Source organism: Cellvibrio sp. PSBB006 (assembly GCF_002162135.1).
Taxonomy (GTDB): domain Bacteria; phylum Pseudomonadota; class Gammaproteobacteria; order Pseudomonadales; family Cellvibrionaceae; genus Cellvibrio.
On record NZ_CP021382.1, the window covers coordinates 4504811 to 4526094 of the forward strand.

A 21284-nucleotide genomic window follows, 5' to 3' on the forward strand; every position below is an offset into this window, starting at 1 on the left:
TTGTTGCCTTATGCATAGTTTAATATGCGTGAAGATGACTTCAGTTTATGAAAGGTGACTGCGAGTACGGCTAGGGCGGATAACGCAAGTACGCCAAATAATACTTTTGCCTCAGCTTCGCTGGCTGTAAAACTAACCATCAGGCCTGATAAGGGTAAGGTTAATTGATTGAAAAAAACGATAAGTCCAATGGTTTTCCCGAGGTGGCGTTTTGGAATCCATAATATACGTTCGGTCCGAATAAAAATATTGAACCAGCCACCAATACCGAGGATCGCCATATAGCAAATCAGATAGAGCCAATAGTTATTTGATCCACTGATAATCAAGCCGCATAGAACAACCGCTATATACGCGAATATACCGAGATGAAAAGGTGTGGTCCGCCTTAAAAGTATAGGGACGGCAAGCAGGCATGTGATTGTAAAAATACCTGTGATTGTCTGCAGCATACCGAATTCAGTAGTAGAGCGTTCAAAATAGCCTGTTGTTATTGCAGCAGCAGTTGCTAATGCCACCCCAAAAATAAGATTAATGCTAATGCTGAGCAGCGTGAGTAATATGAGGTTTGGACGGATTCTAATAATGCGCCAGGCCTTTATCATGTCTGAAGAAAGTTGGGTTATCAGCTTTCCACGCTCTCTTTTAGCCAAAGCAGAATTTGGGATTTTCAATAATAGAACTCCACTAAAAGCCAAGCTATAGAGTGACCCAACAAGTAATAAAACGTATAGAGGCTCGTATATCGCTAGCATCGTTGCTCCCAATGCCGGGCCAAAAATCATTGCACTTTGTTCCATGGCTTGTAATTTGCTTTGAGCTTTGGGTAGTTCCTGCGCACTCACTATTTTAGGAATAAGTGATTCCAAAGAAATATAGGACTGCGCGTAGAAGAAAGCGCTTATGGCCATAAAAATAGTCAGCGTTACAAAGTAGCCAGTGTGAAAGAGATAGATCAGGCCGAACGCTATCAGGCAGGAAAAGGCGCGAATAGCGTCCGCTCCCAGATAGATGCGACGGGAGCCTAGTCGATCGCTTAACGAGCCCGCTAGTGGTAAGGAAATTACTCTTGGCAGCCACTCAATAAAAAAAGCTAATCCCGATAGCGCGACAGATTTTGTTTGTGAATAAACAATAACGGGCACTGCAAATAACATGATTTGATCCGCTAACGCGGCTAGGAACCTGGCAACAAATAAGCGTTGAATAGTAAGGTTGTTCACATTGGTTCCAGGTATAATTAATTAATTAGGGTTAGTGGAGTGATACCGTCAACCTTGATGTCTGAGAATAGAGATTGCATAAATTCTCTAACTTCATTGCTGCTCTCGCCTTTTATGAGCCCTGCTATAGGAACTTCATTGGCCTGGTAAGTAATATGTTTAGTTAATGGTGTGTTAGGGGGTAACTGATTCCAGCGCACGACCTGCGAATGGTGTCGAAATACATCCTCTCCCTTGATTTGACAAAAGTCATCGGGAAGATGATGGCCGGGAAAAACAAACCAACCAAATTTGGTGTTGTTTTCTTTGATAACCAGGTCCGGCCTGTTGCCTAAATAAATCTGCAGCTCAACAGAGGGCATATGGATACCAGTAGCATGTTCTACTGCATCGACCACATCGGCTCCGCCCACGCGATTGGCAAGTTCCAGAAATACCAATTCGTTTCGGTTTTGAATAGCTTCAACATGAAAACTGCCATTGAACAGGCTGGTGGCTTTTAAAACTTGCGCAACCCAGGCTTTGTGATCATTGGTAGTTTCAAGTTGATATGAGCCAAGTGGGTTTCCGATAGCATAAGCGAGGCAGGTCCCCAGGTAACGGCTTGCCAATACAAGTTTTAGCTGTCCATCAATGACGAGTCCGTCAAAATGCAGTATGTCGCCAGTAATAAACTCTTCTACTTGAAAACCTGTATAGGTCTTGTTATCCACCACAGGAATCCCCGTGGTACAGGCTTCACAGGCGGCTACGAGATGTGAAGGTGAATTATAAACTTGCACGTTTTCGCTGGAAGCACCATCTACTGGTTTTAGTACTATGGTTCCAGACAAAAGCTGCGGCTGTTCTAAAAACGCCGCTAAGGACATATTTTTGGGTACTGCCAGCCCAGCATCTGCGACACATTTTTTCATAATCAGCTTGTCGCGCACCTTGGTAACATCAGCGACCGAAGCACCAGGTATCTTGTAAGTTTCGCGAATTCTCGCAGCGTCTAACAACTCATATTCGGACAATGAAATTACCAGATCAAAACGAATTTTGTATTCATCAATAGCAAAAATAGCTTCCAGATAGGTGGCCAACTTCCCTGGTCTGGGCCACTGGATGCAGGGAAGATCCTCGGGGATAGTTGATAATGATTTTTCAGTGCCCAAGTAATACACCTGGTGACGAGTGTGATCAATACCGCGGTGATAATTGATCTTTTGATAAGGTATGCGATGCAGAATAAGGATATTCATGATTACCCTCCTAGGCTAAACGCTGTTCGGATTGCTGCAGGAAGCGGTCCAATACCTGACACCAGAGCGAGCGAATTATTTCAAAGTAAGGCTTTATCTCAGCAGCTGCCAACGAGGAGTAAATAACCAAGGCGGCGATGAAATCGCTGTTATCTCTGGGTGGAAAATGTAGAAACTTACTTTCGGAGGCTATAGCATCGCAATGGACCCATTCAATTGTTGTGAACACATCGGGATAGTGCGACTTGAAATCTACCTTTAAATCTTCAATCAAGAATTCAAGGTTATTTAAAATGAATCCAGCGAGCATGGGCGTTACGGGCGGAAGCATGATCGTCATTGCACTTCCGCAGGGAATAAGTGGTGGTGGCTGTATGTCAGGAGCAATAACGGAATCAACCCATCTTGCATAGAGATTTTGCTGGAAAACAAGGCTGGCTAATGTCCATATTTTCATGCCTGCGGGGCGGCGGTTTGCTTCAACTACTGCAGCATACTCGTTGTTGTCGCTTACCAGAATTTCATTGTGAAATGCGCCTTTAGATTGTCCGACAATCAAATTTGCAAGGCGACCAGCATTAATAATGGCGGATGCACGAGAGGGCGTTATTGCTGCAGGAACCAGTTGTCCTATTTCTACCGGATAACGACCACGAATAGAAAATTTTTCAGTGATAAAGTGATGTCCACCAATACCGTCAAACGAGTACTCACAGCTGTAGGGAATGAGCTGCTCAGCTATAACGCCAGCACTCATATATATGTCTACCTCTGCCAATGCTTTATTGCGTTCAATTTCATCAGGATTTTGCAACACAATAACACCGCGATTGTTACCCTCTTGTTTTGGCTTTATTACGATACCTTGTGGATTTTTATCAATGAACCCCTGAAGTGTTATGGCATCGTTTATTTCCTGGTAGTTAGGAACAAAAAGCTTTTGTGCCTCCAGTAAAGACCTTATTTTCTGTTCCTGCTCACGGTATTCGAATTTGCAAAACGCGTTATGTGCGAGGGTGGCTGAGTCAGTATAAAGATCAAGTGCCTCCAGTAGAGCTGCACCATTGTGTACGGCGTTATCGGAGAACACCAGACCAGCACAAATAGTGTAAGGAAGATTCTTGAGTTGGCTTAATGCATCGGTCACGAAATTCCGATGAAGTGGATTCAGGTCAATTACTTGATCAGCAACGATAAAATCTGCCTTATCAGGTTTTGGTCTTATTAATATCAAGGCCATTTCATATTGATCACTGACATATTGCCTGATGGCTTTCACATCCTCAATTCTGGATAAGTTATAATCGATGATTAACAATGCGTGCATTTGATTTCTCATATCTATTCCCTGGCATAATATACAAGTCAGGCTGCGCCTTGGTTGGCTAGCGTATAAGTTATGTTTAGAAGATCTCTTGAATTGGTTAATAACGGCTTGTAATTCCGAGTCATATGTTCCAGTGAGTCACCCCACAGAGCTTGACCAACAAAATTTTCTTTCGTCTCCGAAATAAATTTTGTGCCGGGCTTAATGAGGATTTGACATATCAACGGGGCCGGAGTTATGGCTGCTTGTTTAACATCTGCAACAATACCCGCTTCGCCAAAGTAGACCCTAAAGAAAGTTGATCGATTAGAGGGGGAGGTGCCTTGATCAGCGATGTCGAGGCGTTTTAGATGGTCGATAAGCATTTCACTATTGGCTGATGTAATTAACAGCGTTTGCAGCCACAACTTCAGCATTGAGTCACCACCAGTGAAATGCTCTACACTGGAAGAAATAAGCGATCCACCTACGCGCGGATTAATCTCAATCAGTTCCCAGCATTCGTTATACTTTGCCTCAACATGGAAACAGCCATAATTTATTTTCAAGTTGGAAAATACCTCCTTTAGCCATGCGATTCCTTGTTGTACAACGTTCTCAGAGATATTTATTGGTGGGCATACACAAGCATTTTCAAGTGTTGTCATTTCTTTGGACGAGGTTTCTACTTTCTCATGAACTGCGATGGTGTACACTAATCCGTCGACAACGAGGATTTCAAAACTTGCTTCAATACCATTAATCAAATCTTCGATAATGAAGTTGTCTTCTTTATCAAAGATAGAACGGTATACGGTATCCATCTGGCATTCCTTTTCTATTAGCTTGATGTCTTCCCAGTTGGTATTTTTGGTAAGACGAAAGGTTCCAACGGATGCAATTCCCTTGCGAGGTTTAATGAACTTCTGGGCATTCTCATGCTGATATTGCATCAACAGCTGCCTGGATAATGGTTCAGCAATAGCTTTGCTTAGGCCATTTGCACAAAGTTGCTGCCTTAAAAATAGCTTATCTGTAAGCTCTTCTACCTTCCCGGGGAGTAGGTCTCGTATACCCAGTGCCTGATTGGCCATGGCCATCAAGGGTCGGTAACCTTCCCACACTGTGATACAGGCATTTATTTTAATTCCTTGTTGTTGCAGGGAATCTATGGCGCTCTCAATGTCGTGCCATTCGAGTTCATGGGTGTCGATAATGCTCGCCCAATCGGCAAGGTCCTTTAATGCCTGTACTCGATGTTCATGGCCAAAATCGGGGTGCGAGGATAGTACGTACGCACTTAGATTTTCATCTCTTACCAATGGAACAATCTGGTCTACAAATGAATAACCACAATGACTGAGAATGAGAACGCCATCTTTTTTCATGATATTTCCTTATGCGGCTTTACTTGTATTTAATTCAACGGAGAACTCTTTGTTCATCTCCACAAAAAACATAGCAAGTATTTTCTGGAACTCCTTTAGATAGACCTTCAAGTTGACAACATCGCTTTCGCTACGAATCAGATAACGCAAACATGACCACACCATAGCGGGATGATCGTGGTTGACATCTGTATGGGCATGAGCGATTTGACCCGCGATCATATCCTCCCCCAGAATCTCTTTTAGTCCTGCGAGCTTTTCCGGTTCCAGTTTTACGTTGCAATACTCAACAAGATAAGAGTAGGCAACTACCCCCAACGGCCCTTCATGATCCAGTAAGTAGGAGAAGAAACCCACCAGCATTTTAGTAGAAAGTGTCGGTTCGACTTCTAGAAATTGTTCGCGGGTAAATCCAGATTTGATCAGGTCTTGAATGAACATTTCATCATGCAGCATCTCGTCCCGTTCGTAGTCGGCCCATATCTGTGCCGCTTCAGGACTAATTTTTGCAATTTCAGCAATCGCTTTGGACTCTACCACGCGCAGTAATCTAATGCGCAAAGCAGTTTCTGCCAAACCGCGTTGGTAATATTCTAAATTGAAATCATCCTTGCGTTTATGCTGATCAGTGCCGGGAACTGTGGCCTGCCATTCTTTTATCTGTTTATCAATAATGTTGTTAATCTCTTCGCGTAATACCGCGGATTGAGTCGGATTTAGAAATGGCTTGTCTCGGCCAAGCCCGGTGTTAATGCATCTGTTGCTCATGGTTTATCTCCTTATGTATGGATTGTTGATTTTAAACGGCTTTTTTTAATGAAATAGATCCGAACAGGTTGCACTGGCAAGCGAGCCTGTATTCATCGCTTTGGTAGCCAAGGCAGGCAAGGAAATCTTTTTCCTCAGGGTTCGGTGGGTCTAGATTTTCAATACCTTGTGTTATTTCAATTGCGCAAGATCCACAGCAACCGGCACGACAGCTAAAGGGAATTGCATCAATGCCCATTTCTTCAAGCGCAGTTAGATTGGTATTGATAGGGAGTTCAATTTTTTCCTGCGTATCTATAATTTCTACAGAACACAAATCTATTGGCATGATTTTCCTTAAGCTTTTAACTGATTTAAAATTTTCTTACTGTCCGTCTGCGGATGCGTACCTTCTCATAAAAACTATTACAAACGTGTGAAGTTAATTAATAATAAATTCTAAAAAATATTGAAATGATAGATTGATTTTGTTTGCAGGTATTTATTGTTGATGGGATGGCACATTAATCTTCGAGGCGGTGTGCAAGGGAGACGATGGATTGGGAAGTTTTATTAAGCATTAATTTTTAACATGCTCATTAAAATAGATGGGATTGTAATTCTGCAACTAATTGCGCCACTATTTTTTTGCTAATCGTTAATAATAAGTTCAGTTGCAAGATCTATTAGTCGGAGGGAAATGTTGTTGGAAATTTTTAGGAGGGGATAATGGTAAAGCGCATGGATAATCTGCGCTTTACCATTTCGCATAGCATTAATGCAACAATACTTAATTACAAACTACGCCTCCTGCACCGTTTTGGCTGTTACAAGTACTGGTGCTGATACAACTACGGGAATTTTCCCAACCCCAGCCGCTGGTCTGAATCTGACAGGTGGGATACAGCGTGCCATACCAATTACATTGACAGTTAGTGCCGCCGTTATTGCCACCGGTGCTACTACTGCTACTGCTGCTATTTCCGCCACCATTATTACCGCCGCCTGAACCCGAAGGCGCTACTGCACGACCGGTATTGGGATCAATGCGACCGGGACACAAACCTTTAGCGCGCAAATTAGCGGCAATTTGTGGAATGGCTGCATTGGTGTTGGCGTAGTTGGCATCGTGCATCAAAATAACCTGGCCGTTCTGTAATTGATTCGCAGCATTTGCAATTGCACTGGCGCTTGCACCATTCCAATCCTGTGAATCCACATCCCACGTAATAACGCGCAAACCAAGTGCCTGGGCCGCTTGTTGGATTGTAGGGTTCACCGTGCCGTAAGGCGGACGGAACAGGGTGGGCTTGGGGGCGCCGGCGTTTTGAATGGCCTGGTTGGTACGATTCAGTTCATCGTAAACCTGCTGATAGCTGTAGCTGCCCATTTGCGGATGGGTATAGCTGTGGTTTTGCACTTCACCGACAGCACGCATTTGTGTAACCAACGATGAATTGCTTGCAACATAATTACCCTGACTGAACCAGGTAACCGGTGTGAGACTATTTTGATTCAACAAATTGATCAGTGTTGACGTATTGGAATTGGGACCATCATCAAACGTGATGCCGACATAACCGCTGCAGTTGGTGTTGCCGCCATTGTTGCCGCCATTATTACCCCCGGATGAGCTGGTGGAACTGCTGCTATTGCCACCGGTATTACCACCACTGCAATTACCGCTGAAACAATCGTAGGTGAAACCAAAACCAATTACACCGCTGCAATGCATGGTTTGCGAATAGGAACCACCACCACATTGGTTATTACCGTAGGTCGCGGTGTTGTACTCCATATCTTCCGCTTGGCGGGTTTCGCCATTCACCTGAATGTAATCCAGGATCACATCACGGTTAGTACCATCGTTGGTAAATTCCACCTGGATATCTCCAGATGCACCGCCAGTGTAGGTGTAATTCTGATTGCTGGTGGTCAAGGTCCAACTGGCCACCGCTGAACCACCGACACGCAAGCTGATACGTTCATCGCCGTTGGTGCCGCGTGCACGCACCGTAATACCGCCGCTAGTGCCACCGCCATTACCGGCACTGCTGCTGTTGCCGGAGCTGCTACTGCTATTGCCACCACCGTTGTTACCACCGCCAGTGCCTTCGCTGACCGTGATGTCGGAACTGCCACGGCTTTGGTAGCCTTCTGTCGCCAACACCATGTAATCGTGATTGCCCAGGTTCAAGCCCTGACTGGCCCAGTAATTAAAATGGTTCGCCACGGTGATAGTGCCCGAGATATTACCGAAACCTTTCTTGGGTGTTCTTACGCTGAAGTATTGATAGAAGGTGCTGCTGTTGCCTTCGATGGATGGCTGGTTAACCCGCTGGCAGCGACGCACATTGTAAGTCGCCCCATCGCTCTGAAAACTGCCATAGTTTTGTCCACCAGAACAGTTCGCTGGATTATAGGAACCGTAGCTTTCAATCACGTAATACTCAATCAACGGATTGCGCGTCCAGCCGTATAAAGCGAGATAGGAATTTTGGGAATTATCGACGTTATAGCTGCCGGAATAATTCACCACTTTCGGTCCGCCGGGATTCCAGCCCTTACCGCCGACCCAGTTGTTGGTGCTGTTGGACCACTGGGAGGTGTAACGGCCGCCTGCGAGCAACCCGAACGACGCATCGCCGGAATCTTTCCAGAAGGAATAATAAAAACCGTTGTGGGTGCCTGTCTGGTTTGACGTTAAGGTTTGTGCATTGGTGGTGGTGATGCCAAAGGCGAGGGCACATGCGAATGCCGTCGCCAGTTTTTTGCCGGTGAGTAATTTCATTATTGATCTCCATGCTGTTGCCCTCTCAACCAATGCCGCCCATAGAGGAGAAGAGGTTGTTGGTAGCTCATCCTGCTCATTGCAAACAGGTGCTGTTATTTCAGGCGCCACGATTATTGTTAAGGCCTTGCCGCGTCCTGAAGAGCGCTATTTATAAGGGCTGGAGATTTATTGTCAATAAAACCATATGTATATTGTCAAATAAACTATATGTGGGTTTTGGATATGAAGATATGTTGCTTGAAAGCGGTAATTGTCGGTTGTTTTTTTAATTTAACTTCTTTACCTCAGGCGGAATTTGCAAATATCAACAGTGCAAAGTTGGATTGATTTTGTCTATTTTTTGAAAATGCTTTCATCAATAATTTAATTGCTCCTCCTGCAATTTTTTAAACATACGTCCGTTATATATACATCCAGGGTCTACTCCCGCAGAGCGCAATAATTGTTTGCAGCGACTAACTCGCTTACCGCTCTTTTTCCTCCCAGCGCACGCTCGATAGTAAAACGAAACTTTCTAGATGATAAGTTTCGTTTTCCAAGGGCGTACACCTGCCAGGTTTTCTCAATTTAATCGTTCCGCCAAACACGACTCTTTGGCATCATTTTCGCTTTAAGTTATTGAAAAATAATCCCTTACGCGGGAGATGGAAGTTTCTATAGGTGCTATTTCAAGGTTAATACAGGTTTTAGTTTTCTTTTGTTTCGTTATGTTGCGATTTTATGGTTGACACATGTTTCAAAGTGCTTCATTCTCTGTTTTCATCACGACAGCGTAGCTTCCGATGGTCTGCGGTTTGCGGGTTCCATCCAAACGGCTGGCTCCATGAATAGAAAAACATATTTAGCATTTATGAAAAGAGGATGAGGTTCATGTCTAGAAAATACAGTCCGGCATTTAAGCGGTCCGCGCTTTCCTTGGCAGTATTGGCGGCTGTTCAGTTTGCGCCGCTTGCCCAGGCGCAATTGGGTGCAGATAGCAATGACATGGATGGGGCTATAGAAGAAGTCGTCGTCATGGGTAAGCGCAGCAGTTTGATTAAATCGCTGGATAGAAAGCGCAACGCTAACGCTGTCATTGATTCTATTTCGGCGGAAGAGTTGGGTAAATTTCCCGATGCAAACGTGGCGGACTCGCTATCACATATCGCCGGTGTCACCGTGCAACGTACCCGCGGTGGGGAAGGCCAGTATGTCAATATTCGCGGCCTGGGTCCGGACTTCAGTATTGTCACCTTGAATAATCGCATCCTTGCCACAGATGATGACGGGCGGGATTTTGCTTTTGATGTGTTGCCCTCGGAAATGATTGGCGGTGCCGATGTACTTAAATCGCCGGTTGCCAAAAATCCGGAAGGTAGTATTGGTGGCTCTGTTAATTTGCGTTCCGCGCGACCATTCGATAATCCGGGTTTCCATGGCTCTGCCAGTGTGCAGGGCAGCTATAACGATCTATCGGAAGAAAATGGTTACAAGTTTTCCGGTGTGATCAGTAATACCTTTGCCGACGAAACCATGGGCTATTTGCTCGGTATAACGCGCTCCTCTGAAGATATGCGCACAGATTCGGTTACCGAAGTTTCCATCGGCGATTGGCTGGATATGGAGATTGACGGTGTACAGCGAGAGGGCGTCAAGTTTGTCGAATTTTTTGCGAATGCTGTTTACCTGGAGCAGCGTGAGCGAACGGGTCTTACCGGTTCATTCCAGTATCGCCCGAACGATCGCCTGGAGATGACCTTTGACGCGATTGCAACACGGTTGGACTCTCCTGCCCAAGGTTATACCCAATCATTTTATCTGGGCGATATCGATACCCGTGGTAGCGATATTGTCTACGACGAAGAAGCCAATTTAATTACCAGCGTGGCTTACGATAATTTTGTACCGGAAGTGGTGACCCAAACGGAAGAGCGGGTGGTAGATACCTATCAATTAGGTTGGAATACCGAATTCAAAGCGACGGATAACCTGACGTTAAATGCCGATGTGTATTGGTCGAAATCAGAACGCGATGCGGGCGGTAAGGATAATTTCGTGGTGGCCGGTATTAAAGGTGATCAGGAAAACGGCAGCGGTAATTTCGGTCGCTTCACATTGAATGGCAATGGCCTGCCTGATATCGATATCATCCTTGACAGTGCCGCTGATGGTCGCACGTTTGAAGAAGCCAATAACGACGATTATGGTGTGCACTACATTGAATACGGCGGCACCGATATTGTTGATGAAGTGTTGGGCGCTTCCTTCGATGGTGCCTTTGTTATTGATAACGGCGGTGTTATTGAATCGCTGGATTTTGGTGTGCAATACACAGATCGCCAAAAAGACCGTATCAAAATTGATAACGAAACCAGTCTGTGTTTGTACTGTAATTACCCCTTCACTTTTGGCTCGGTCGGTGCCAATGTAGTTCGTCCGTTCCCGATTGATAATTTCTTTGATGGTGTGAGCGGCGATTTCCCTCGCAGCTTTGCGGTATTTGATATCCCGGCTTATATCGAGGCATTGAAGGCGGTAGACGGCACCGGTGAAAACCCGCTTAACGGCGTGCCTTACGATTCATCGCTGTTAGAGGTTAAACCCAATGCGGTGCAGTCTTATAACGTGCAAGAGGAAACGCTGGCCGCTTACCTGCAAGCGAATTTCCGTGGCGATAACTGGTTCGGAAACCTCGGCTTACGCGTGGTGACCACCGATGTATCTTCAACCGGTGCGGTGCGCGATATTGTTTCTGTTGCCGAATACGGCGATGGTGAAGCAGCCATCTCTGATATGTCCGTAACCTATTCTGATCCGCGCCCGATGTCAGCCTCCAGTGACTACACGAAAGTGCTGCCGTCCATGAACCTGGGTTATGAAATTACCGACGATCTTTTGTTGCGCGTATCAGCCGCACAAGTGATGGCGCGCCCCTCGCTTGATCAGCTCTCGTTTATTGTGGATGACGCGGGCCCGCGTGATGGCTATTTCTACATCGGTCATCAGGGCAGCCCTTATCTCGACCCGATTGAAGCTGATCAGGCCGACATTGGTCTGGAATGGTATTACTCGGATGAGTCAGCCTTAACCGGCGTGGTGTTCTGGAAAGATATCGACGGCTTTATTACCACCAAGCTGGAAACTGATGTGCCCGCTGAATCTATCGTGACGGGTGAGTTCGATCCCGAATTAATTCCCGATGGCTTTGTAACAGAAACGGTGCTCAATGGTGATAAAGCGAAAGTATTGGGCCTGGAGTTGGGGATGCAGCACTTCTTCAGCAACGGTATCGGTATCGTGGCCAACTACACCTACACGGATACGGAATCCATCGTAGAAGGCGAAGATGTAGGTGACCTGGAAGGCATCGCTCGCGACTCATATTCTTTGTCGGTGATTTACGAGAAAAACAAGTTAAGTGCGCAGGTCTCTGCGGATTACAGTGGTAAGGTCACCGTTGCCAATGAAACCGTAATCGGTGGTCCGGGCGTGGCTGCCAAATCCGAACCCATGACCTGGCTGTCGGCGTCGATACATTATGACCTGACAGATTCGCTGGGCATTTATATTGAAGGAAATAACCTGCTTAGCGAAAGCTACAAAGCTTACGCCGGCAGAAAAGATGTGCCCATGAGCTACGAGGTTTACGGACGCAGTTACTATGCGGGTATTAACTACTCATTTTAGGTAGCGTGAAGTAGCGTGTGCTATCGACACCCGGTTTATAACGGCTCTGTCGATAGCCGCGCATTTTTTCAATGTTTATACAATGTTTGCTAAAAAAGACTAACCAGAATAATGCGGCGGATAAATGGTGGGGTTAATTAAATGAACAGTTATAAATTCAGTATCGGCATGCTTTTATCTGCTCTGGTATTTTTTGTACATACTGGCATGGCAGATAGCACTAAACCCGCGCCTTTGCAAAAGGCTTCCGCCCCACTGATGGATGGCCGCCCGCCACTGTCTAACGACCTGCTGATGACACCGCCGATGGGCTGGAGTAGCTGGAACAATTTTGGTGTAGAAATTAATGAGGCGCTTATTATTCAGACCATTGATGCTATGGTGAAGAATGGTATGCGCGATGCCGGGTACATTTACGTTAATCTGGATGATGGCTGGCAGCGTTATAAAGGCAAGCGATCTGAACACCCGCTGGAGTACGATCCGCAAAAATTTCCGCGCGGCATAAAATATCTCGCGGACTATGCACATAAAAACGGTATGAAACTTGGTATTTATTCCGGGCCGGGTGAGACAACCTGTGCTGGCTATACCGGCAGCTTAGGGCACGAGGAAGATGATGCGAAGATGTTTGCTGACTGGGGGGTGGACTATCTCAAATACGATAGCTGCTGCTCCCACAAGGATGCCAGCATCGCGGTTATGCAAAAAATATTTTACAACATGTCGTCTGCACTGCTTTCTCAAAAACAACCCGTCGCCTTGCATGCGTGCCATTGCGGCTGGGCGGATATCTGGCAGTGGGGTAAGGAGGTCGGCGCTAATCATTGGCGTATCGGGCAAGATATTTCCGACGATTTTGATTATCCGGATAACCGCGAAGGCTATTACTTTGACGTACTGGATATGATTGATCGCGGTGTCGGTTTGGAAAAATACACCGGCCCTGGTCATTGGAATGATTACGACATGCTGATTGTTGGTTTGAATGGCCAGAGTAAGGAATTGGTCGGCGCGGGCGCATCCAATATCGAATACCGGACCCACTTCAGTATGTGGTCAATTCTCTCGTCTCCTCTATTAACCGGCACCGATCTGCGCGATCTGGATCAATACACCCTACAAACCCTAACCAATAAAGAAGTTATTGCGCTTAACCAGGATGCTTTGGGTATCCAGGCTGCCCGCGTCGCGGTCGATGGCGAGATGCAGGTATTTGCCAAGCCCCTGTCGGATGGAAGCTGGGCAGTCGCGCTGTTAAATCGCGGCAGCCCGACGATTGATTACGCATTTGACTGGCGTAAGGCTTTAGGGCTTTCCTGGAGCAAGGCAAAAATCCGGGACTTATGGCAGCACCAGGACAAAGGTATCTTCGAGCAAGCCTATCAGGTCGAAGTGATCGGCCATGAGGCAAAAGTTCTTCGTTTGTATCGGCAGTAATAACATGAGGCTGACGCGAATGCTCATTTCCGTCAGCTAACCAATCACAACGAGTCATTGGCGAGCGCAATCAGGCACCCTTACATTCGGTTGAATCTATTTATGAAAGCGAAACCTTGGTTAGTTTATGCATTAGTTACCACCCTGTTCTGGGGCTTCTGGGGCGCCTTTGCAGGACTGCCGGCGGCGAACGGTTTTCCTGAAACCCTGATTTATTGTGTCTGGGCCTTGACGATGATTCTGCCCGCAGTAGTGGCATTAAAGATGATTAACTGGTCACTGCAATATGATGCAAAGTCCATTACCTACGGATGCATTATCGGCTTTCTCGGCGCCGGTGGTCAGATGCTCCTGTTTCATGCCATTACCGTGGGGCCATCTTATTTAATATTTCCCATTATTTCCTTATCGCCGGTATTAACCATCGCCTTGTCATTTCTGCTGCTGAAAGAACGCACCGGAAAACTGGGTGCGCTTGGCATTGTGCTCGCGTTAATTGCTCTGCCATTGTTCGACTATTCCCGCACAGCGGATGACTCAGGTTACGGCGTCGTGTGGTTTATTTTGGCATTGTGCGTATTTGCCGCCTGGGGATTGCAGGCGTTTTTTATGAAGCTTTCCAATGAATCAATGAATGCAGAGAGTATCTTCTTTTATATGACGGTAACCGCCTTGTTGCTTATTCCGGTGGCGTTATTGATGACGGATTTTTCGCAGGAGATTAATTGGGGGATTGACGGTCCCTGGCTGGCAGCGGCCATCCAAATCCTGAACGCGATCGGTGCCTTGTGTCTTGTTTATGCTTTCCGCTATGGCAAGGCGATGGTGGTCTCGCCATTAACCAATGCGGGCGCGCCCTTAATGACATCAATCATTGCTTTGATCCTTTTGGGATCTGTTCCCCATACAACAAAAATTGTTGGCATCGTGCTGGCATTTATCGCAGCGATCTTATTGGCCATTGAGCCGGAAGAGCGGGAGATAAAATCATAACCTTACATCACATGTCTTTCGACTAAGTACTCAGTTTTCCAAACGATTCTGACAGCAGCGTGCTTTACGTTGCACGGCGAGCTTTTGATTTTTTTTGGGGATTGCTGGCTAAGATCCTCATCGGTGTGACCTGGAAAGTAGATAACAATAATAAGCGTTTGATGTTGTTTATGCTGATCATTGCAAGTCAATAATGTTTAACCACTACGGAATGAGGAATCACAATGCAAATCAGAAAGATGGCTTTTGTAACAACATTGATTTTTTTCTGGCTGATAGCGATGCGTGTCAGCGCGGGTACCAGCACGCTATATGTTGATAGCACCACTATCACCCAAGGTTCTATCAGTTCGCAAAGTCTGAGTGTCCTGAATGTCGCGCAACAAAGTGGCACTGCCGACGACTGGGCAACCTATATTGAAGCGGCACCGGACAATCAGCGCTTTATCGGCGAATTCAAATTTACCTACACGCCTGTCAGTAGCAGTGAGGTGTTAGAGCAACTTGTGGTGAAAGCGAATACGCTCGGTGAAGGGATCAGCAATCAGCGCTGGTTTTTTCAAATCCGCAATAACAATGCCGGTACCTGGGAATTGCTGGGCGATAACACCAATGCGAATGCCTGGGTGTGGTTTCAGCAGGCATTTTCCATCACGGCCAATCCGCAACATTACATCAATGCCAATGGCGAAATCCGTATACGCTATCGCTCCAATAATGCGTATGATGTAAGCAATGTGGACTTCCTGGCGGTTGAGGTTACCACGGAAGAATCCACGGGTGGCGGCGGTGATGACGGTGATTGGTGGAAGCCGAGCCCGACAGATAACCTGACCTGGCAATGGCAAATTAGCGGCACCCTGGATACCAGCCTGGATGTCGATATGTATGATGTTGATTTATTCGATACGTCAGCAGCACAAATTCAAAGTTTGCAATCGGCTGGTCGCATCGTGGTTTGTTATTTCAGTGCGGGAACCTACGAAGGCTGGCGCCCGGACTGGCAGGAGTTTTTCCCCTTCATCACTGGTGAAAGTTATAGCGGCAGCGAACCACCCTTCGCCGGCAACATGGCGGAGTGGGACGAGCGTTGGCTGGATATTCGCCGTATAGATTTGTTGGGCCCGATCATGCGTAGTCGTCTGGATCTGGCGGTAACAAAAGGCTGCGACGCTGTAGAGCCGGATAACATGGATGCCTATACAAATCTTAGCGAAGTTGATGTCCCGCTGACTTATCAGGACCAAATTAACTACAACCGCTGGATCGCCCAGGAAGCTCACGCGCGCGGACTCTCCGTTGGTTTAAAAAATGATGTCGATCAACTCGCCGATCTGGTCGATTATTTTGATTGGGCGTTGAACGAACAGTGCTTCCAATATAACGAGTGCAACAACTACTCAATATTTACCAATGCCGGTAAAGCGGTATTTGGTGTTGAGTATCAAGGCTCGGCGGCCAACTTCTGCCTGCAAGCCAATGCCATGCAATTATTCTGGTTGAAGAAAAAGTTATCACTGAACGCCTGGCGCGTTGGGTGTGAAGACTATTAACACTGTCTTCGCTGCATAGACATCCGCTTGGAAAACGAAAGGTACAGGTGATCTTTCGTTTTCCTTTTTTCCGCGTTACGCCCCTTTGCCCTATTGTCGTACCGGCTACTACCGGCCTGCGCTAGAAATTCCTCCTCGCAACCTAAAGATCTTGCTTAAAATGCAAAAAATAACTTAATGAAACTTAAGTTATTTACATTGGTTGTTTTGTGTTTCATAATGAGGCTTAAAACGCTGTTCGTGAATTATTTTAGAACGTAAAGAAAGAAAATCAGTCCTGCTCAGCGATTTATACAGTGCTTATCGTAAGTTTTTGTCAGGCATGGGAGTAGTTGAAATCAAATGAAATTAATACTGGATTTGATCAAGCAGCATAAGATGGGACGACCCGTCGGTATTTATTCGGTCTGCTCAGCGCAGCCGCTGGTGATAGAGGCGACCTTGCGCCACGCCAAAAAATCGGGCGGCATAGCACTGATTGAGTCCACATCGAACCAGGTCAACCAGTTTGGTGGCTATACCGGTATGCTGCCGGTAGATTTTCGTGAGTTGGTATACCGCATTGCAGGCGAGGTTGATTTCCCGCGCGAAAACCTGGTGCTGGGTGGCGATCACCTGGGGCCCAACTGTTGGCAGGATCTGCCTTCAGAAGAAGCAATGAATAGGTCTGATGAGCTTATTCGGCAATATGTGCTGGCGGGCTTTCGCAAGATTCACCTGGATTGCTCCATGTCCTGTAGTGGTGATCCGGTCCCGCTAAACGATGCCATCGTGGCAAAGCGCGCAGCGCGTCTCTGCGCCGTGGCCGAAGCGGCATGGCACGAAGCCGGTGGAGAGCCACCGGTTTATATCGTGGGTACCGAGGTGCCGGTGCCCGGTGGTGCGCAAGAAGATCTGCATGAATTACAAGCGACCTCACCGGAAGCGGCGTTGGCTACAATCGAGGCGCACCAGCAAGCGTTCGCGCAAGCTGGTTTGGACACAGTGTGGCCGCGCGTTGTTGGGCTGGTAGTCCAGCCGGGTGTTGAGTTTGATCACCACAAGGTTATTGATTATCAGCCGACCAAAGCGGTCAGCCTTAGCAAGATGATTGAGAGCCAGCCGACCATGGTGTACGAAGCACACTCCACCGATTATCAAACGCCCGCTAATTTGAGCCAATTGGTGAAAGACCATTTTGCGATCCTGAAAGTGGGGCCGGGTGTAACCTTCGCGTTGCGCGAAGCGGTTTGGGCGCTGGCGTGTATAGAAGAGGAGTGGCTGGATGAAAAAACCTCCTCGCGGATAAAACATATTGTTGCCACGGTCATGCAAGAGAATCCGAAATACTGGAACAAGTACTATCACTCAACCGACCGGCAACTGACGATTGATTTGCAATACAGTTTAAGTGATCGCATTCGTTATTACTGGCCCTTCCCGGCGGTGGAAAAAGCCATGGAAGCACTGCTCAATAATCTTTCGGCCAAGCAGCCGCCGTTGACCTTGCTCAGTCAGTACCTGCCATCGCAATACCTGGCGATACGAAACGGTGTAATCAACAATTCTCCACGAGAAATATTGATGCATAAAATTGAAGAGATCCTGGGTCAGTATTCCAGTGCGTGCCAGTAATAGGTTGGAGAATATGATGAATGATGTAAGTAGCTCATACCTGGGATACACCGAAGAAGCCTTGAAAGAAAAAGGCGCATACTGGACAGCGAGAGAAATTGAACAGCAACCGGATGCCTGGTTGTCTGCCCAAGGTTTTCTGGAAAGTAATGCCGATGTTATTGAACAGTTTTTGCGTCCCCTGCTGCGCAAACCTGGCTTGCGCATTATCTTTACCGGCGCCGGCACCTCGGCGTTTGCCGGTGCGAGTATTGCGCCGAGTTTGCAGCAAAAATTATCTCTGCGCATAGAGTCCATTGCGACGACTGAACTGGTATCAAACCCGCTGCAATACCTGCAAAAAACAGTCCCGACCTTGTTGGTATCATTTGCCCGCTCCGGCAATAGTCCGGAGAGTGTTGCCGCTGTGTCGCTGGCCGAAAGATGTGTAGAGGACTGTTATCAATTGGTGCTCACCTGCAATGCGGAAGGCGAGCTTTACCGGCATTGCGCGCAAAACGAAAGGTGCTTGGCACTGTTGATGCCGAAGCAAACCAACGACCAAAGTTTTGCCATGACGTCCAGCTTCAGCAGCATGTTGTTGTCGGCGATATCGATTTTTTCCGGAATCACACGTTTTGCCAAACATGTCGATGTGATTGCTGGTTCTGTCAGTCAGCTGATTGCCAATGAATCCGCGCGCATTCAGGACATTGCCAATAAAAATTTTGGTCGCGTTGTCTATCTCGGCAGTAGCGGATTCAAAGCTATTGCCCAGGAATCTTCATTAAAGTTGTTGGAATTAACGGCCGGAAAAACAGTAACAGCGTTCGATTCTCCGCTGGGTTTTCGTCATGGTCCGAAATCCATTGTGAATAGCGATACCCTGGTGGTTGTGTATATTTCCAATGATGACTACATGCGCAAATACGACCTGGATCTGCTGCGCGAATTGCGCAAAGATGCAGAAGCCGGGCAGGTGATAGCGGTCGCTGCACGCGCTGATGGTGACGTATGCGATGGGGATTATTTGCTGGTCGATGGCATGGCCGATTCACCTGACGATGCGCTATTGTTTCCCTATGTGGTGTTTGCACAACTGTATGCGTTTCATCATGCGTTGCGATTGCATAACACGCCGGATACGCCCAGCGCATCAGGCACGGTTAATCGCGTGGTGCAAGGCGTCATTATCCATGAGTGTCCGGGCATCTCAGGCAATTAAAACGAGCGCTGTTTTAACTCACGTATTTACGGCGATGTTTATATGGTTAAGGCCGGCGAGGTAGTGGTATGTATTTGGGTGTTGACGGTGGTGGTACCAAAACAGCATTTGCGCTGATCAGTGCACAAGGCCAATTGTTAGCTGCTCACCAGGAGCGTGGAACTTATCACGTGGATATCGGCATCGACGGTGTCGAACAAGTATTACAGCGCGGTGTTGCTGCGCTTTTGCAACAAGCCGGTTGCCATGCGGATGATATTCGTTATGCGTTTTTTGGTCTCCCGGCTTACGGTGAAGACAGCCGCGCCGTCGCCGCGTTGAATGCGATTCCGGCACGTTTTCTAGCGCCGGGAAAATACCGGTGTGGCAATGATATGGTCTGCGGTTGGGCTGGTTCGCTCGGCTGCCAGGACGGCATCAACATCGTGGCCGGAACGGGCTCCATCAGCTACGGCGAAAATGCTGGCCGTCAGGCACGCTGTGGCGGATGGGGCGAACTGTTCGGCGATGAAGGATCGGCGCACTGGATTGGTCGGTGTGGCCTGACATTATTTTCACGCATGAGCGATGGTCGCAGCGAACGCGGTCCACTCTACGACATTTTCCGCTCTGCACTCGCGCTGGACAGCGATCTGGATTTAAGCGGTTTGGCATTGAACGAGTGGCACAGTGACCGCAGCAAGATTGCCAAGGTTTCCGTGTTGGTGAGTCAGGCTGCGCAAGCGGGCGATCTCCAGGCGCGAGAGATTTTCCGGCTCGCCGCGCAGGAGTTGGTCGATATTATTGAAGCGACCAGCGCGCAATTGGCCTTTGGGATTGATGAGGACGTTCCGGTGTCCTATTCCGGCGGCGTTTTCAATGCCGGTGCGCTTATTCTCGAACCGATGGAAGCCATGCTTAACGCCACCGTACGGCGCTACCGGCTGATGGCGCCGCTATACGAGCCGCTGATTGGGGCAGCCTTATATGCAGCGAAGTGTGATGGTGTGAGTTTCAATGAAGCGACGCTGGCCGATCTGAAAGCACAAATCGTCGCTGCTGAGGGTTTCACTTCCTAGCATTGCTCGTCAACGACCTTGGCCAATCGCATAAGACTCATTCATCCCCTTTCCTTGTGATAACAAACCTAGCTGATAACGAACCCAGCCGACCGATATGAAAGCAAAGCAGTAAAGATGTTTCATTTCGGTTGGTATTGGCGTTATCATTCATCACTCTGAAACTCCACCTTGCCAGCACATCGAGCTCGAACTATTTATGACTACCATGCGGGATACCAGCAGAAGACGTGAACGAATTGTAAGCATGCTCAAGGACAAAGGCAGCGTACAGGTGCCTGAGCTGGCTGAAATGTTTGATGTGTCTACCGTCACCATTCGCAAGGATTTGAAATTCCTCGACAAGCAGGGCATTGCGATGCGCGCCTATGGCGGCGCCATTCTTAACGACGCGAATTTAACCGTTGCTGAAAAAGCCATAGAGCAAAAACAAAGTTTGCATGCGGTAGAGAAGAGCAGCATCGGCAAGATGGCTGCCCAATTGGTTGAGGCTGGTGATTCGATCATCCTGGATTCCGGTACGACCACATTACAAATTGCCACCCACCTGGCGGATAAGGAAGGCGTGACGGTAGTGACAAACGGCCTTAATGTGATGAACGAACTTGCGCATCACGAACACCTGAACCTGCTGATGTTGGGCGGCACGCTGAGGATGAAGAATATGTCGTTCTTCGGTAGCCAGGCGGAGCAGGCGTTGGCTGATTTGCATGTGGATAAATTATTTTTGGGTGTCGATGGCTTTCATATGGATCGTGGCATTACCACGCATTTTGAAGCGGAAGCTTTGTTAAACCGTTTGATGTGCAAGGCCGCCAGTGAAGTGATTGTGGTGGCTGACTCGTCCAAGTTCGGCAGTATTTGTCTGCATAAAATTCTGGAACCGAATATGGTTTCAAAAGTGATCACTGACAATAAAATTCCAGCCGATTACCGTGATCGTCTGGCCCGCCTGGGCGTTGAAGTGATTATTGTTGACGCGCACTGATGTGTGTGAATGCCGGTAAATAAAAAAGCCCGCTAACTCAAGTTGCGGGCTTTTTTATTACGCTGT

15 protein-coding genes are annotated in these 21284 nt (G+C 47.3%); 8 read left to right on the plus strand and 7 right to left on the minus strand.

Annotation, left to right across the window (positions count from 1 at the left end; genetic code table 11):
• Positions 1–8 precede the first annotated feature (8 nt).
• The 7 genes from CBR65_RS18795 to CBR65_RS18825 all read right to left on the minus strand — a co-directional run bounded on the left by CBR65_RS18795 (position 9) and on the right by CBR65_RS18825 (position 8699).
• On the minus strand, positions 9–1223 hold the full coding sequence (locus tag CBR65_RS18795) for an MFS transporter (protein WP_087468273.1): 1215 nt from the start codon (positions 1221–1223) through the stop codon (positions 9–11).
• 17 nt (positions 1224–1240) lie between these two features.
• Complete coding sequence (locus tag CBR65_RS18800) at positions 1241–2467, minus strand: acetyl-CoA carboxylase biotin carboxylase subunit family protein (RefSeq protein WP_087468274.1); 1227 nt, start codon at positions 2465–2467, stop codon at positions 1241–1243.
• A gap of 10 nt (positions 2468–2477) precedes the next feature.
• Positions 2478–3806, minus strand: coding sequence for an acetyl-CoA carboxylase biotin carboxylase subunit family protein (locus CBR65_RS18805; RefSeq protein ID WP_087468275.1), 1329 nt, complete (start codon positions 3804–3806; stop codon positions 2478–2480).
• Between the two features lie 26 nt (positions 3807–3832).
• Positions 3833–5161, minus strand: a complete 1329-nt coding sequence (locus CBR65_RS18810; RefSeq protein WP_087468276.1) for an acetyl-CoA carboxylase biotin carboxylase subunit family protein — start codon at positions 5159–5161, stop codon at positions 3833–3835.
• Between the two features lie 9 nt (positions 5162–5170).
• Entirely contained in the window at positions 5171–5929 is a 759-nt protein-coding gene (locus tag CBR65_RS18815) for a hypothetical protein (protein WP_087468277.1), read from the minus strand.
• A 31-nt stretch (positions 5930–5960) separates the two neighbouring features.
• Positions 5961–6257 carry a 2Fe-2S iron-sulfur cluster-binding protein gene (locus CBR65_RS18820; protein WP_087468278.1) on the minus strand — a complete coding sequence of 99 codons (297 nt, stop codon included), beginning with the start codon at positions 6255–6257 and terminating at the stop codon, positions 5961–5963.
• Positions 6258–6698: 441 nt separating this feature from the next.
• Entirely contained in the window at positions 6699–8699 is a 2001-nt protein-coding gene (locus CBR65_RS18825) for a glycoside hydrolase family 11 protein (protein WP_087468279.1), read from the minus strand.
• 873 nt (positions 8700–9572) lie between these two features.
• Here CBR65_RS18825 and CBR65_RS18830 point away from each other — a divergent pair.
• The 8 genes from CBR65_RS18830 (at position 9573) to agaR (ending at position 21218) form a co-directional block, all read left to right on the plus strand.
• Positions 9573–12368: a TonB-dependent receptor gene (locus CBR65_RS18830; protein ID WP_157672153.1), complete on the plus strand. Its 2796-nt coding sequence runs from the start codon at positions 9573–9575 to the stop codon at positions 12366–12368.
• Between the two features lie 141 nt (positions 12369–12509).
• The gene (locus CBR65_RS18835; RefSeq protein ID WP_087468281.1) at positions 12510–13808 is read left to right on the plus strand and encodes a glycoside hydrolase family 27 protein; all 1299 of its coding nucleotides are present in this window, start codon (positions 12510–12512) and stop codon (positions 13806–13808) included.
• A 102-nt stretch (positions 13809–13910) separates the two neighbouring features.
• A complete protein-coding gene (locus tag CBR65_RS18840) occupies positions 13911–14801 on the plus strand; it encodes a DMT family transporter (RefSeq protein ID WP_087468282.1) in 891 nt (296 codons plus the stop codon).
• Between the two features lie 224 nt (positions 14802–15025).
• Entirely contained in the window at positions 15026–16354 is a 1329-nt protein-coding gene (locus CBR65_RS18845) for an endo alpha-1,4 polygalactosaminidase (protein WP_087468283.1), read from the plus strand.
• A gap of 342 nt (positions 16355–16696) precedes the next feature.
• A complete protein-coding gene (locus CBR65_RS18850; protein WP_087468284.1) occupies positions 16697–17968 on the plus strand; it encodes a D-tagatose-bisphosphate aldolase, class II, non-catalytic subunit in 1272 nt (423 codons plus the stop codon).
• Between the two features lie 13 nt (positions 17969–17981).
• The gene (locus CBR65_RS18855; protein WP_198300808.1) at positions 17982–19172 is read left to right on the plus strand and encodes an SIS domain-containing protein; all 1191 of its coding nucleotides are present in this window, start codon (positions 17982–17984) and stop codon (positions 19170–19172) included.
• A 68-nt stretch (positions 19173–19240) separates the two neighbouring features.
• Positions 19241–20230: a BadF/BadG/BcrA/BcrD ATPase family protein gene (locus tag CBR65_RS18860; RefSeq protein WP_087468286.1), complete on the plus strand. Its 990-nt coding sequence runs from the start codon at positions 19241–19243 to the stop codon at positions 20228–20230.
• A 199-nt stretch (positions 20231–20429) separates the two neighbouring features.
• Positions 20430–21218 carry a transcriptional repressor AgaR gene (agaR, locus tag CBR65_RS18865; RefSeq protein ID WP_198300809.1) on the plus strand — a complete coding sequence of 263 codons (789 nt, stop codon included), beginning with the start codon at positions 20430–20432 and terminating at the stop codon, positions 21216–21218.
• Positions 21219–21284: the final 66 nt, after the last annotated feature.